Origin of the sequence: Mycolicibacterium holsaticum DSM 44478 = JCM 12374 (genome assembly GCF_019645835.1) — a bacterium.
Taxonomy (GTDB): Bacteria; Actinomycetota; Actinomycetes; order Mycobacteriales; family Mycobacteriaceae; genus Mycobacterium; species Mycobacterium holsaticum.
In genome coordinates, this window is the sequence record NZ_CP080998.1 from 2,379,305 (window position 1) to 2,392,769 (window position 13,465).

Sequence of the window (13,465 nt, forward strand, 5' to 3'; positions counted from 1 at the left end):
CGTGGCAGAGAAGTTCGACGCGATCATCGTCGGCGCCGGTCAAGCCGGTCCACCGCTGGCGGGCCGGCTGACGAAGGCTGGACAGAAGGTGGCGGTGATCGAGCGCAAACTGATCGGCGGCACCTGCGTGAACTACGGTTGCATCCCGACCAAGACGATGGTGGCCAGCGCGCACACCGCACACCTGGCCCGGCGCGGAGCCGAATACGGCGTCGGCACAGGCGATGTCACGATCGATATGGGCAAGGTGAAGGCTCGCAAGGACACCATCGTCGACGACGACCGCGAGGGTGTGGAGAGCTGGCTGGCCGGCATGCCCGGGTGTACGGTCGTGCGCGGCCATGCCCGGTTCGAGACCCCGCACACGATCCGCGTCGACGACCGGGTGCTGCGCGCCGACCAAATCTTCCTCAACGTCGGTGGCCGCGCGGTGGCACCCGACATGCCCGGGTTGTCCGAGGTCGACTACATGACCAACGTCGGGATCCTGCAACTGGACACGGTGCCAGAGCATCTGGTCATCATCGGTGGCAGCTACATCGCGTTGGAGTTCGCGCAGATGTACCGGCGGTTCGGCGCCCGGGTCACGGTCATCGAGCGGGGGCCGCGGCTGACGTCAAAAGAGGACCGGGACGTCTCGGCCGCCATCAGGGACATCCTCGAAGCCGAGGGCATCGACGTCGTCCTCGACGCGACCGCGAGCCGGTTCACCAAGCGCGACGGTGGTTTTGAGGTGACACCCCGCAACGGCGCGCGTCCCATCGCAGGCACCCACCTGCTCGTCGCGGTCGGTCGCCAGCCCAACACCGACGATCTGGGCCTGGACAAGGCCGGTGTCGAAACCGATGCGCGCGGCTACATCGTCGTCGACGATCAGCTGCGCACCAACGTCGGGCACATCTGGGCGATGGGCGACTGCAACGGTCGCGGCGCGTTCACCCACACGTCGTACAACGACTTCGAGATCGTCGCGGCCAACTTGCTCGACGACGACCCGCGCCGGGTCAGCGACCGCGTGCTGACGTACGCGCTCTACATCGATCCGCCGCTGGGCCGCGCCGGTATGACGGTCGAGGAGGTCCGCCGGTCGGGCCGAAAGGCGTTGGTGGGTAAGCGCCCGATGACACGGGTCGGGCGTGCGGTGGAGAAAGGCGAGACCAAGGGCTTCATGAAAGTCGTGGTGGACGCCGAAACCGAGAGGATCCTCGGTGCGGCGATTCTCGGCGTCGGCGGCGACGAGGTCATCCACGCGATCCTCGACATCATGACCGCCGACGAGCCCTACACCGCGATCTCACGCACCATGCACATCCACCCCACGGTCAGCGAGTTGGTGCCGACGATGCTGCAGGAGATGACACCGCTGACGTAGCCGAGCGCCCGACGTTGAGTTGCCGCGCCACCAGCGCCACCCGCGCACCAAGATGACGGCACGTCTGCACATCGGAGGCGTGCATCTGATCGACCCCGGCGTCCACGTCGGTCTGCGCACCCGCACCCAGCCAGAAGCCCAGCCGGTTCAAATCGTCCTCGCTGCCGCGCGAACTGTTCCAGCCCGGCGGCAGGCCCAAATTGACCCAGTGCATGTGGTGCTGTGCGGCGAACAGGGCCAGCGACGTCAGCGTGCCGAGCTTGTCACCGCTTTTGGCCCCGGAATTGGTGAAGCCCGCGGCGACCTTGTCCCGCCAGGCGCCCTCGATGCAGCGCCTGCCGGTCTTCTCGGCGAACGCCTGAAATCCTGCCGAGACGTTGCCCATGTAGGTGGCGCTGCCGAAGACGATGCCGTCGGCGCGGTCCAGCGCGTCCCAGTCGGTCTCGGTCATCCGGTCGAGCGCGATCACCCTGACGTCCGCGCCGACCTCGCGCGCGCCGGCCGCCACGGCGTCGGCGAGCACCGCGGTGTGCCCGAACCCGGAATGGTATGCGACCGTCAGTGCGGGCGCAGCGATGTCAGAACCGTTGTGTCTCATATCAATTGAACTCCAGCCGTGCTGAACCAGTGATTTCTTGACGACGGGTCGCCCAGTCCGGCAACTTCTCACCGGCAAGGTGGGCTTCCAGTCGGTCCAAAAAGGCGTGGGTGCCGCTTCGGAACCCCGAAGCGTTGCGCACGCCCAGGCCGCGGTGGCTGAACCGCAGCAGGGTGCCGTCGCCGTCGGGGGTCAGCTCGTAGCGCACGACGCCGTCTTCGACGATCGGCTGCTTCCATTCGTGCTCAAGGACATTGGGCGGGTCCCACACCAGGATGCGGCCGGTCATCCGCTTGCGCTCGGGGGGCAGCGGGGGACCGGTGGCGACCATTTCGATCGAACCGCCGGCGCGGGCGTCGATCGTCGTCTCGCCGAACCACTCCCTACGCTCTGCGGGGTCGGTGATCGCCGACCACACCGCCTCCACCGGGTACGGCAGGCGACGCTCGAAGGTGAGCACCGCGCGGTCGCCCTCGACGGTGAGCCGCCCTTCGCGCCCGGTCATGACCGGTCCCGGTGCGTGTCGTGCAGATGGCGCTCCAGGGCGTCGAGATGATCGGCCCAGTAGCGCCGGTAGCGGTCGATCCAATCGTCGATGGCGACCAGGCCGTCGGCGCGCAACGCGTAGATCCGCCGCTGGGCATCGGGCCGGACCTCGACCAGCCCGACCTCGCGCAGCACCCGCAGGTGCCGTGACACCGTCGGCTGGGTCAGCTCGGGCAGCGTCGCCACCAGCTCGCCCGCGGTGCGCTCACCGTCGATGAGCGCGTCCAGAAGGGCGCGCCTGCTCGGTTCGGCGACGGCTTCGAAGACGTCCATGCCCCTAGTATTGCACTGCATCTATATAGATGCAAACACATATAGTTAGGGGCGGCGTTGCACCAGCAGCGTCTGCGCCGAGGTGCCGATGAAACCCCGGCGGTCGAAGATCTCCGCAGTGGTCACCCCGATACCGTCGGGGCCGATCGAGCCGCGGGCCCGCAACGCGAAATCGGTGCCGGTCGGTAGCCGGTGCAGGTGCACGGCGGTGTCGGTGTTCATGAACACGAACTGTTCGGGGTCCAGCGCCGCACCCGCGCCGTTGGCCGAATCGACGACCAGCGCCAGCGCCTGCAGATCGGTCATCGGCTCGGAATCCACCAGCGGGACAAGCGGGCTGAGCCAGATCACGTTTCCGGTGTCGCCGGTGTCGGGCTGCCTGCGCCAGCTCACGGTCTCGAGATAGCCCGCTGCGCCCTGCCAGCCGTGCGGCACGGACACCGACTCGCCCTCGACCAGCGGGGGATAGCGGTCGGTGGCCGCGTCGGCGGTGTCACCCGGCGCCAGCAGCCACGCCGTGACCCGCGCAACCGTCCGATAGGTGTCGTCGGGCCGCAGCGCGGACATCTCGGCGACCATCAACGAGATCCGTTTACCCGGGCGGTCCACCCACGCCCGCACCCGCACCCGGGTCACCGGGATCGCACCGAGGATGTCCAGGGTCAACCGGCCGATGCGTAGGCCCGAATCGGCGGCGAGCGCCTCGATGTGCTTGGTCATCAACGCCAGCGGCGGTGAGCCGTGCTGGATTTCGGCATCCCAGTTGCTGCGGGTGCCGTCCGTGGAGTCGAAGATCGCGACCTCGCCGTCGACGCCGACCCGGCGGTAGTGACAGTCGATCATGCGGCCGGCTCCGCGGTGTGCAGCACGACGTCGGCTGTGTGGTCCTCGCCCTCGTCGGGAACCTGCGGCCAGCCCGGATACGGCGGCGGGGTACCGCCGAACACCGGGCAGTGCGCATGGTGGGCGCACCAGTCGCACATCCGCGACGGGCTGGGCCGGAAATCGCCGGTGGCCCCCGCGGCCTGGATCGCCCGCCAGATGGCCATCAGCGTCTTCTCGAACCGCAACAGCTCGTCGAGGTCGGGGGTGTAGTCCAGGATCTGGCCGTCGGCCAGATACAGCAGCCGCAGCCGGGTGGGCACCACGCCGCGTGAGCGCAGCAGCGCCACCGCGTAGAACTTCATCTGGAACATGGCCTTGAACTCGGCCAGCGCGCGCGCCTCCGGCGGAGCCTTGCCGGTCTTGTAGTCGACCACGCGAAGTTCACCGGTGGGGGCGACGTCGATGCGGTCGACGAAACCCCGCAGCAGCGTGCCGTCCTCCAGTTCGACCTCGACACGTTGTTCACAGCTGTCCGGGTCGAACCGCGTCGGATCCTCCAGCCGGTAGTAGCCCGACAACAGCGCCCGCGCCTCGTCCAGCAGCTCGGGGCCGATCTCGTCGGCGAGCTCGGGCTCGGCCGCCACCAGCTGTTCGGCGGCCGGGGCCACGAGCGTCATCGCTGTCTCACGGCCTCGTTCGGCGGCGGGCAGCGCGTAGAGCCGCTCCAGCGCGGCATGCACCACCGAGCCGCGCACCTGCGCGGCCGAGGGTGGTTCGGGTAACCGGTCGATGGCGCGGAACCGGTACAGCAGCGGGCACTGCTTGAAGTCGGCTGCGCGCGACGGTGACAACGCCGGGCGCCGGACCGAGCGATTCGGCTCGGCCGGCAGATCGCGCGCCGGCGGGTCGGTCATAGGGGCAGCCTATGACCCGGCTCTGACAACCCCGGGCAGCGCCGGCGGCGCGTCGACTGGCACGCTGAACGGCTGTGACAGCCAATTCGCGGACCGGTCCGTTCGCCGTGGGCGATCGGGTTCAGCTGACCGATGCGAAGGGCAGGCACTACACGATGGTGCTCACCGAAAGCGGCGAGTTCCACACGCACCGCGGCGTGATCTCGCTGGACACGGTGATCGGTCTGCCGGAGGGCAGCGTGGTGAAGTCGACCAACGGCGACCAGTTCCTGGTGCTGCGCCCGCTGCTCGTCGACTACGTGATGTCGATGCCCCGCGGCGCGCAGGTGGTCTACCCCAAGGACGCCGCCCAGATCGTGCACGAGGGCGACATCTTCCCGGGGGCCAGGGTGTTGGAGGCCGGCGCGGGTTCCGGTGCGCTGACGTGCTCGCTGCTGCGCGCCGTCGGGCCGCAGGGCCGGGTCATTTCGTACGACGTGCGCGACGACCACGCCGAACACGCGGCCCGCAACGTCGCCACGTTCTTCGGTGAGCGCCCGGACAACTGGGAGCTGGTGGTCGGCGACCTCGCCGGCTACGACGGCCCCGAGGTCGACCGTGTGGTCCTCGACATGCTGGCGCCGTGGGATGTGTTGGACGCGGTCGCCAAGGCGCTGGTGCCCGGTGGCGTGCTGATGATCTACGTCGCGACGGTGACCCAGTTGTCGCGTGCGGTGGAGGCGCTGCGCGAGCAGCAGTGCTGGACCGAGCCGCGGGCCTGGGAGAGCATCCAGCGCGGGTGGCACGTCGTCGGGCTCGCGGTGCGCCCGCAGCACACGATGCGCGGTCACACGGCATTCCTGATCAGTGCGCGCAGGCTGGCGCCGGGCGCGGTCACGCCGATGCCGCTGCGGCGCAAACGTCAGCTCGGCAGCGGTATCTAGTCGTCGGTGCTGCGCAGCAGGCCCCGCCGTGCCGACAACAACTCCATCTCCGGGCGGGCCGCGACCAACCGCTCGGCGGCGTCGAGCACGTCGACCACGTGCGCGCGGTCCGCGGACACCACGGCGACGCCGATGTTGGCGCGGCGGTGCAGGTCCCGGGCGCCGGTCTCAGCCGCCGACACGGAAAACCGGCGTTGCAGTTCGGCGATGACGGGCCGGATCACCGAACGCTTCTGCTTCAGGGACCGCACGTCGCCGAGCAGGAGATCGAATTGCAGCCAGCCGATCCACATCGCGGTCAGCGCGTCGGTGTCGGCGAGGGTTCCTTGTCCGCGTACAGCAGCACGTCGGCGGTCTGACGGGTCAGCTGCCAGTTGTCCGGGGCGGGGCTGAACTCCATCGGAAAGGTGAAGTCGCCGGCCTGCGGATCGGCGGGCTTGATGACGATGCGCGCGACGATGTCGCCTGCGCCGTCCTGTGACCAGTTCATGTCCTGCGCCTCCACGGTCAGCGGGACGAAGCCGCCGTCGGCCAGGGCGCGGGCGAACTTGTCCAGCGCGGCCGCGTCGGCGGGGGTGGCGTGCTGCACCAGGTTGAGCTTCTCGGCGCCGGGCACGGCAGCGTCGGCCAACCGGTAGATCACGTCGGTCAACGCGGTGTCCGGCGGAAGCGGAACCGCCTGCGGTGCGGGCTCCGACGGCGGCACCGTCGGCGGTGCGGTGATCGGTGGCAGCGTCTCGCTGGCCGCAGGAGGGGGCGGCTCGTCGGCGCCGCACGCACCTAGCCCGAGCGCCGCCGCGATCGCGGCGGCGCCCAGGACTGCGGCACGCGTGGCGGTGCGGGACACGGACTGCCTAGCTCACCGCCGACATCAGCGCCATCAGCGACTGCTTGGACATTTGCCAGCCGGTCGGGCTCGGACCAGGCACGAACTGGATGACCTGACTGGCGACACCGCCGGTGGCCGCCGTCGCGGTGACGTTGGCGGTCACCACCGGGCCGTTCTGGTCGATGTTGGCGATGGTGAACGACAGCGGGAACTTGCCTTCGGCCTGTGCCTCACGCAGCTTGGAGTCGGCGGCGACCCTTTCGATCCGGCCGATGCCGCCCTGGATGTACGGCGCCTTGCCGGCCGCTCCGCCCGGCGCGCCCAGCGCGTTGAGCGTCGTCAGCAGCGGGCCCTCGAGCTCCGGCGCCGGCGTCTGGGGCATGGGGATGTCCCACACCACCGACTGCACGGCCGGGGCGGCAGAATTTCCATTGGGTGCAACGGAAGTCACACCCGCCGCCGCACCGGCCACGACAGCAGCCGCTGCCATGCCGGTAACGAGGGATTTCAGGGTCACGATTGTCCTTTCGATCGGCCCAACTGAGCAGAGAGGTTAACAAGTGGTGCTGGTGTGTCGGATTCCGACACCGCACACAATGGCTGAATCGCCGGTAGCGTTGAAGTTGTTACTGCACCAAGTTCCGGTGCGGGAAGGGGCGCAACATGAGCGAATCCGAGCGTTCTGAAGCCTACCCAGAGGGTTTCGGCAGCCGCGAATCAGGCATGTCCAGCGACGATGCCGCTGAGCTCGAGGAGCTGCGCCGAGAGGCGGCGGCCCTGCGAGAGCAGCTGGAGAACGCGGTAGGCCCGTCAAGCGGGCTGCGGAGCGCACGCGATGTGCATCAGCTCGAGGCGCGGATCGATTCCCTTGCGGCGCGAAACGCCAAGCTGATGGAAACTCTTAAAGAGGCTCGCCAGCAACTGCTTGCCTTGCGCGAGGAGGTCGATCGACTCGGCCAGCCGCCGAGCGGTTACGGCGTGCTGCTGGGCGTGCAGGACGACGACACCGTCGACGTCTTCACCTCCGGGCGCAAGATGCGGCTGACGTGCTCGCCCAACATCGACACCAAGACGCTCAAACAGGGCCAGACGGTCCGGCTGAACGAGGCGCTGACCGTCGTCGAGGCCGGCAACTACGAAGCGGTCGGCGAGATCAGCACGCTGCGCGAGATCCTCTCCGACGGTCATCGTGCGCTCGTCGTGGGGCACGCCGACGAGGAACGCATCGTCTGGCTGGCCGAGCCGCTGGTGTCGGTCGAGGATCTGCCCGACGACTACGACGGCCTCGACGACGACCGCCCCCGCAGGCTGCGGCCGGGCGATTCGCTGCTCGTCGACACCAAGGCCGGGTACGCCTTCGAGCGGATCCCCAAGGCCGAGGTCGAGGATCTGGTGCTCGAGGAAGTGCCCGACGTCAGCTACAACGACATCGGCGGGCTGGGCCGCCAGATCGAGCAGATCCGCGACGCGGTCGAGCTACCGTTCCTGCACAAGGAGCTGTACCGGGAGTACTCGCTGCGCCCGCCGAAGGGTGTGCTGCTCTACGGTCCGCCCGGCTGCGGTAAGACGCTGATCGCCAAGGCGGTGGCCAACTCGCTGGCCAAGAAGATGGCCGAGGTGCGCGGCGACGACGCCCGCGAGGCCAAGAGCTACTTCCTCAACATCAAGGGCCCCGAGCTGCTGAACAAGTTCGTCGGCGAGACCGAGCGCCACATCCGGCTGATCTTCCAGCGCGCCCGCGAGAAGGCGTCGGAAGGCACCCCGGTGATCGTGTTCTTCGACGAGATGGACTCGATCTTCCGCACCCGCGGCACCGGTGTGAGCTCGGACGTGGAGACCACCGTGGTGCCGCAGCTGCTCTCGGAGATCGACGGTGTCGAGGGTCTGGAGAACGTCATCGTGATCGGCGCCTCAAACCGCGAGGACATGATCGACCCGGCGATCCTGCGGCCCGGCCGCCTCGACGTCAAGATCAAGATCGAGCGGCCGGATGCCGAAGCGGCGCAAGACATCTTCAGCAAGTACCTCACCGAGGCCCTGCCGGTGCACGCCGATGATCTGGCCGAGTTCGGTGGCGACCGCACGGCGTGCCTGAAGGCGATGATCGAGAAGGTCGTCGACCGGATGTACGCCGAGATCGACGACAACCGGTTCCTGGAGGTCACCTATGCCAACGGTGACAAGGAAGTCATGTACTTCAAGGACTTCAACTCCGGGGCGATGATCCAGAACGTCGTGGACCGCGCGAAGAAGAACGCGATCAAGTCGGTGCTGGAGACCGGCCAACCCGGCCTGCGCATCCAGCACCTGCTGGACTCGATCGTCGACGAGTTCGCCGAGAACGAGGACCTGCCCAACACCACCAATCCCGATGACTGGGCCAGGATCTCGGGTAAGAAGGGCGAGCGGATCGTCTACATCCGCACGTTGGTCACCGGCAAGAGCTCGAGCGCGTCGCGCGCGATCGACACCGAGAGCAACCTGGGCCAGTACCTGTAGGACGCTCGCAGGGCCGGTCAGCCCGACGCCGTCTGCAGTGAGTAGCTGTTGGCCAGATCGTCCTGGGTGACGCACGCGTGCTCGGTCGCGGTGTCGACCACCAGAGGCGCCGTCGGCACCCGCGACCGGTAGCTCCAGCCGGCGGGCAGCGACAGCCGCTCGGCCAGCCCAGGCAGATCGGCCAGCGACAACGACGGATCGACTGTCTGACTACAGGTCTGCATCACCCAGCACCGGCCGTCGGGGTCGACGAGTTCGTAGACCTCGCGGCCGGCGTCGAAGGTGAACACCGCTTTGCGGTCCACCCGGTTGACGTGGTAGGGCGCCGGGTTCATCGACGACAGCTGCACCGTGGCCTGCCGGATCATCTCGATACCGCCGAAGGTCTTGTGTTCCAACGTTTCCCGGCCGCGTTTACCGATGCTGCTCATCAGCCAGTATCGCGGCCCGTTGAGCAGGGCGGCGACGGCGCCGTTGTCGGCTGCGATGGCCTGGGCGTCGAGCTTTGCCCACAGTTCGGCCGGGCAGTCGTTGAGCGGAAAGGTGTTGTAGACGGTGGCCTCCGGACCGTCGGTTCCCGAGCGCACCAGCAGGACCTCCCCGTAGCGCTTGGCGAACACGTCGGTCGTCGTCGCGATGTCGTCTGCCATACCCGCGAACGTAGCCGTGGTGGCGCGGTGAGCGTGCGCAAACTCGCGCAAAAAGGGGGGTCGAGCTAGGCGGGTTCGCGTTCCAGGTAGGCGTCGCGGCCGGCCAGGCTGACCGCCACGTCGGCGATCAGCGGGTCGAAGAACCGCTCTCGGTACAGCGGGTCGACGCTGGTGCTGACCGTGAAGTACAGCCCGGACAGCACCGCGACGAACAACGACACGTGCACGACGGTCTGGGGCACCGGCACGTCGACGCCGAACCATGTTCCCGGACAGGGCGGTTGACCGATGGCACAGCCCTGTTCGGCCGACCAGAGCACGGCCACGTCGTCGGGTATCGCGACGATGCCCAGCGCCAGAAAGAACGCGAAGATCCCTGCGGTGAAGAACACCACCTGGATGGCCTGTGACACCACCATCACGGCGACGACGTTGACCTGCTCGGCCAGCGAGAGCGGAGTGCGCGCCGGTTGGCGGCCGTCCCGGATCGCCAACGGGGTACCTGCGAGCAGCTTGGCGGGATCGTTCTGTTCGGCGCGGTCCTCGCGCAGCGCGCGGACCTCGTCGCGGATGGTGGTCACCACGAACAGCAGCGCCACGATCGACAAGAAACCGATTGTCTCCCAGAGCCGTTGACGGGTCATTCGGGCCGCCAGCTGCCACAGTTCGCCGGTGAAGTAGACCACCACGGTGATCATCAGCAGCGGCAGTGCCCGGCTCATCAGCGTGCCGAGCGCCCCGAACTGCAGCGAGGCGAACCGGAACGCCCACAGCGCGATCGAGCCGAACCCGATGTACGTCAACCAGATCGCCACCAGCGCGACGACGGCGAACCCCAGCGCCTCGGCCGCCGCGATACCCGAAAAGCCGCTGTCGGCGAACGGAAGCCCGAGCACGAACAGCGCCATCACGAGCAGGGCCGCAGACCGCCGGCCCGCCTCGGAGAGCGTCGTGCCCGCGCGGTGCAACGCGTACAGCCCGAACGGCGCCGCGATCAGCAGCAGGCCCAGCACCGCCAGTCGGACCACGATGCCGTAGTCGGGATCACCGTCAGTCCACTCGGCCAGCAGAAACGTCAGCGCGATCACCGCGCCGGTACCGCTGACCATCGGCGCGGAGCGCTCGACGAGCGCGCGCGACCGCACCCGTCGGGTCAGGACCAGCGGCAGGCCGCGGTGCAGGAACCACTGATGGACATGCCGCATGTCGGACACGGCCACATTGTGCGCGATGACGACGCCCGCCGTGGGTCAGCGCGCCGAAACGTAGGCCCGGTAGCGGTCACGGGCCACCAGGGTGAGCCGCAGATCGTCGGTCAGCGGATCGAGGAACTGCACCCGGTAGTCACTGTCGCTGACCGATTTGGCGCTGACGTACATGAACGTCAGCGCGCCCAGGAACATCGTGACGTGGATCAGCGCCTGCGGGACCGGGATCGTCATCCCGAGAATCGTTCCGTCGCTTGACCCGTTCTGCGTCCAGGCGGCCAGCAGTTCGGGGGAGAGCACGATCAACCCCAGCACGAAGAAGATGAGCGCCGTCACCACCGCCACCACGAAGATGTGGGCGAGTTGGGAGACCGCCAACACGAACATCACGTTGAGCCGTTCGGGCCTGCGCAGGGGCAGGCTGTCCGACGGATCGGGCATCGCCTCGAAAGGCGTTGCGTCCAACTGGGCTTCACGACCGTCGAGCAGACCTTGTGATTCCATCAGCGGCCGGAACCGATCGATCGTCACCGACACCACGAACGTCGACGCGATCAACGCGAGGAACACCAGCGCCAGCCACAACCGCGCGCGCGAGATCTTGGCCGCCATCAACCACACCGGCGAGTTGAAGAACACCAGGATCGTCAGCAGCAGCACCGGTAGGGCGCGAATCACCAGCGAACCCGCTGCGGCCAGATGCGACAACGTCATTCGCACGGTCCAGCTCATGATCGAACCGGCGCCGCACGCGGTGGCCGCCAGAATGATCGCGACCACGATGCCCTCGAAGATCAAGTCCCCGAGCACCCGCGGGCCCGGACCGCCCGCGATGCCGCCTGCGACGGCGACGGCCAGTGACACCGTCGCCGCCACCGTGCGGCCCGGCACCGTGGCGATGCGGGACACCAGCCAGCCGACCAACGCCGCCACCGGCAACACCAGGATCACCAACGCCAGGACGAACCACTCGGTGCGCGTGGGCTGGCCGTCGATGTCGATGGTGTGCTTGCCGGTGACGTGCACAACGAGCGCGGAATTGAGCATGAACACCGCGAACGCCGCCAACGCGGGCGCCGAACGTGGCCACACCCGCCGGACCAGCGCGCCCGGTCGCAGCACGGCGGGCAGCCCGTGGTCGAGGAACCAGGCGTCGGCCGCACGGCGCAGCGCTACCTCGTCGGCCTGTCGGGCCTGGCGATTGGACGGCACGGTCGCAGGCTACTGTGCGGCGTCGCCTACGCTGGGCGACATGCAACGGATTATCGGGACAGAGGTCGAGTACGGCATCTCGTCGCCGTCCGATCCGACCGCGAATCCGATCCTGACGTCGACGCAGGCGGTGCTCGCGTATGCGGCCGCCGCGGGGATCCAGCGCGCCAAGCGCACCCGGTGGGACTACGAGGTGGAATCGCCGCTGCGCGACGCCCGCGGATTCGACCTGAGCCGCTCGGCGGGCCCGCCGCCGATCGTGGACGCCGACGAGGTCGGTGCGGCCAACATGATCCTGACCAACGGCGCGCGGCTCTACGTCGACCACGCCCACCCGGAGTACTCGGCGCCGGAGACCACCGACCCGCTGGACGCGGTGATCTGGGACAAGGCCGGTGAGCGGGTGATGGAGGCCGCCGCCCGGCACGTCGCCAGCGTCCCCGGGGCCGTCAAGCTGCAGCTCTACAAGAACAACGTGGACGGCAAGGGCGCCTCCTACGGCTCGCACGAGAACTACCTGATGAGCAGGCAGACGCCGTTCTCCGCGGTGATCGCCGGGCTGACCCCGTTCCTGGTCTCCCGTCAGGTGATCACCGGCTCGGGCCGCGTCGGCATCGGCCCGTCCGGCGACGAACCGGGTTTCCAGCTGTCCCAGCGCGCCGACTACATCGAGGTCGAGGTCGGCCTGGAGACCACGCTCAAGCGCGGCATCATCAACACCCGCGACGAGCCGCACGCCGACGCTGACAAGTACCGCAGGCTGCACGTGATCATCGGCGACGCGAACCTGTCGGAGACGTCGACCTACCTCAAGCTCGGCGCCACCGCGCTGGTGCTCGACCTCATCGAAGAGGGCCCGCAATTCGGAGCTGACCTCGCCGACCTGGCGCTGGCCCGGCCGGTGCACGCGGTGCACGTGCTCAGCCGCGATCCGTCGCTGCGCGCCACCGTCGCGCTTGCCGACGGCCGGGAGCTGACTGGGCTTGCGCTGCAACGCATTTACCTGGACCGGGTGGCCAAGCTGGTCGACAGCCGCGACCCCGACCCGCGCGCCAACGACGTCGTCGAGACGTGGGCGCACGTGCTGGACCTGCTGGAGCGCGACCCGATGGAGTGCGCGGAGATCCTCGACTGGCCGGCCAAGCTGCGGCTGCTGGAGGGCTTCCGGCAGCGGGAGAACTTGGGTTGGTCGGCGCCCCGGCTGCACCTGGTCGACCTGCAGTATTCCGATGTGCGGCTGGACAAAGGCCTCTACAACCGGCTGGTCGCGCGCGGCTCGATGAAGCGGCTCGTCACCGAGCAGCAGGTGCTCGACGCGGTCGACAACCCGCCCACCGACACCCGCGCGTACTTCCGCGGCGAGTGTCTACGCCGGTTCGGGGCCGACATCGCGGCCGCGAGCTGGGACTCGGTGATCTTCGATCTGGGCGGGGACTCACTTGTCCGGATTCCGACCCTGGAGCCGCTGCGCGGCAGCAAAGCGCACGTCGGCGCCCTGCTCGATTCGGTGGACAGCGCCGTCGAACTGGTCGAACAGCTCACGACCTGATCGCGCTAACCCCGGTATTTCGCGTGCCGACCGGTAGGGTGGAAGGACGGCGGGCAGCAGTGGGCCC

At 68.4% G+C, this 13,465-nt stretch carries 15 protein-coding genes; 4 read left to right on the forward strand and 11 right to left on the reverse strand.

The features are described from left to right. The first annotated feature begins 1 nt into the window (after position 1). The gene (locus K3U96_RS11435) at positions 2 to 1,372 is read left to right on the forward strand and encodes an FAD-containing oxidoreductase (protein WP_220693084.1); all 1,371 of its coding nucleotides are present in this window, start codon (positions 2 to 4) and stop codon (positions 1,370 to 1,372) included. Here K3U96_RS11435 and K3U96_RS11440 read toward each other — a convergent pair. Genes K3U96_RS11440 through K3U96_RS11460 form a run of 5 tightly spaced genes read right to left on the reverse strand, consistent with a single transcriptional unit; the run spans position 1,323 to position 4,528 of the window. Next, positions 1,323 to 1,970 (reverse strand): flavodoxin family protein, encoded by a 648-nt coding sequence (locus K3U96_RS11440; RefSeq protein WP_220693085.1) that lies wholly within the window; start codon positions 1,968 to 1,970, stop codon positions 1,323 to 1,325. The genes K3U96_RS11435 and K3U96_RS11440 overlap by 50 nt on opposite strands. 1 nt (position 1,971) lies before the next feature. Then, positions 1,972 to 2,475, reverse strand: a complete 504-nt coding sequence (locus K3U96_RS11445) for an SRPBCC family protein (protein WP_220693086.1) — start codon at positions 2,473 to 2,475, stop codon at positions 1,972 to 1,974. Beyond that, positions 2,472 to 2,789: an ArsR/SmtB family transcription factor gene (locus tag K3U96_RS11450; RefSeq protein ID WP_069406705.1), complete on the reverse strand. Its 318-nt coding sequence runs from the start codon at positions 2,787 to 2,789 to the stop codon at positions 2,472 to 2,474. Before K3U96_RS11450 ends, K3U96_RS11445 begins: the two co-directional genes overlap by 4 nt. 45 nt (positions 2,790 to 2,834) lie before the next feature. Continuing rightward, positions 2,835 to 3,632: a thioesterase family protein gene (locus K3U96_RS11455; protein WP_220693087.1), complete on the reverse strand. Its 798-nt coding sequence runs from the start codon at positions 3,630 to 3,632 to the stop codon at positions 2,835 to 2,837. Next, positions 3,629 to 4,528 (reverse strand): RecB family exonuclease, encoded by a 900-nt coding sequence (locus K3U96_RS11460; RefSeq protein WP_220693088.1) that lies wholly within the window; start codon positions 4,526 to 4,528, stop codon positions 3,629 to 3,631. The genes K3U96_RS11455 and K3U96_RS11460 overlap by 4 nt, the downstream gene beginning before the upstream one ends. Before the next feature lie 74 nt (positions 4,529 to 4,602). Here K3U96_RS11460 and K3U96_RS11465 point away from each other — a divergent pair, with 74 nt between their 5' ends. Beyond that, positions 4,603 to 5,451: a tRNA (adenine-N1)-methyltransferase gene (locus tag K3U96_RS11465; protein WP_220693089.1), complete on the forward strand. Its 849-nt coding sequence runs from the start codon at positions 4,603 to 4,605 to the stop codon at positions 5,449 to 5,451. Here K3U96_RS11465 and K3U96_RS11470 read toward each other — a convergent pair. From K3U96_RS11470 to K3U96_RS11480, 3 genes are read right to left on the reverse strand one after another with little or no spacing between them, the layout of a single operon-like run. Then, on the reverse strand, positions 5,448 to 5,744 hold the full coding sequence (locus K3U96_RS11470; protein ID WP_220693090.1) for a DUF503 domain-containing protein: 297 nt from the start codon (positions 5,742 to 5,744) through the stop codon (positions 5,448 to 5,450). The genes K3U96_RS11465 and K3U96_RS11470 overlap by 4 nt on opposite strands. A 5-nt stretch (positions 5,745 to 5,749) precedes the next feature. Next, positions 5,750 to 6,298, reverse strand: a complete 549-nt coding sequence (gene lppK / locus K3U96_RS11475) for a lipoprotein LppK (protein WP_220693091.1) — start codon at positions 6,296 to 6,298, stop codon at positions 5,750 to 5,752. A gap of 7 nt (positions 6,299 to 6,305) precedes the next feature. Continuing rightward, a complete protein-coding gene (locus tag K3U96_RS11480; protein ID WP_220693092.1) occupies positions 6,306 to 6,797 on the reverse strand; it encodes an MTB12 family secreted protein in 492 nt (163 codons plus the stop codon). Between the two features lie 146 nt (positions 6,798 to 6,943). Here K3U96_RS11480 and arc point away from each other — a divergent pair, with 146 nt between their 5' ends. After that, positions 6,944 to 8,779 (forward strand): proteasome ATPase, encoded by a 1,836-nt coding sequence (arc, locus tag K3U96_RS11485; protein WP_220693093.1) that lies wholly within the window; start codon positions 6,944 to 6,946, stop codon positions 8,777 to 8,779. Positions 8,780 to 8,796: 17 nt separating this feature from the next. On the opposite strand, the gene K3U96_RS11490 is transcribed toward arc, so the two are convergent. The 3 genes from K3U96_RS11490 to K3U96_RS11500 all read right to left on the reverse strand — a co-directional run bounded on the left by K3U96_RS11490 (position 8,797) and on the right by K3U96_RS11500 (position 11,849). Continuing rightward, positions 8,797 to 9,429 (reverse strand): hypothetical protein, encoded by a 633-nt coding sequence (locus K3U96_RS11490; RefSeq protein ID WP_220693094.1) that lies wholly within the window; start codon positions 9,427 to 9,429, stop codon positions 8,797 to 8,799. Between the two features lie 65 nt (positions 9,430 to 9,494). Beyond that, positions 9,495 to 10,634 carry a hypothetical protein gene (locus tag K3U96_RS11495; protein WP_220693492.1) on the reverse strand — a complete coding sequence of 380 codons (1,140 nt, stop codon included), beginning with the start codon at positions 10,632 to 10,634 and terminating at the stop codon, positions 9,495 to 9,497. Between the two features lie 45 nt (positions 10,635 to 10,679). Next, positions 10,680 to 11,849 carry a hypothetical protein gene (locus tag K3U96_RS11500; RefSeq protein ID WP_230982431.1) on the reverse strand — a complete coding sequence of 390 codons (1,170 nt, stop codon included), beginning with the start codon at positions 11,847 to 11,849 and terminating at the stop codon, positions 10,680 to 10,682. Positions 11,850 to 11,889: 40 nt separating this feature from the next. On the opposite strand from K3U96_RS11500, the gene dop reads away from it, so the two are divergent. Continuing rightward, positions 11,890 to 13,398, forward strand: coding sequence for a pup deamidase/depupylase (gene dop, locus K3U96_RS11505; RefSeq protein WP_220693095.1), 1,509 nt, complete (start codon positions 11,890 to 11,892; stop codon positions 13,396 to 13,398). Positions 13,399 to 13,465 lie beyond the last annotated feature (67 nt).

Coding starts and splice junctions, on each gene's coding strand:
- K3U96_RS11445 (WP_220693086.1), bottom strand. CDS start 2,475: ATGACCGGGCGCGAAGGGCGGCTCACCGTCGAGGGCGACCGCGCGGTG.
- K3U96_RS11490 (WP_220693094.1), bottom strand. CDS start 9,429: ATGGCAGACGACATCGCGACGACGACCGACGTGTTCGCCAAGCGCTAC.
- K3U96_RS11460 (WP_220693088.1), bottom strand. CDS start 4,528: ATGACCGACCCGCCGGCGCGCGATCTGCCGGCCGAGCCGAATCGCTCG.
- K3U96_RS11450 (WP_069406705.1), bottom strand. CDS start 2,789: ATGGACGTCTTCGAAGCCGTCGCCGAACCGAGCAGGCGCGCCCTTCTG.
- K3U96_RS11470 (WP_220693090.1), bottom strand. CDS start 5,744: ATGTGGATCGGCTGGCTGCAATTCGATCTCCTGCTCGGCGACGTGCGG.
- K3U96_RS11440 (WP_220693085.1), bottom strand. CDS start 1,970: ATGAGACACAACGGTTCTGACATCGCTGCGCCCGCACTGACGGTCGCA.
- K3U96_RS11495 (WP_220693492.1), bottom strand. CDS start 10,634: ATGCGGCATGTCCATCAGTGGTTCCTGCACCGCGGCCTGCCGCTGGTC.
- dop (WP_220693095.1), top strand. CDS start 11,890: ATGCAACGGATTATCGGGACAGAGGTCGAGTACGGCATCTCGTCGCCG.
- K3U96_RS11455 (WP_220693087.1), bottom strand. CDS start 3,632: ATGATCGACTGTCACTACCGCCGGGTCGGCGTCGACGGCGAGGTCGCG.
- arc (WP_220693093.1), top strand. CDS start 6,944: ATGAGCGAATCCGAGCGTTCTGAAGCCTACCCAGAGGGTTTCGGCAGC.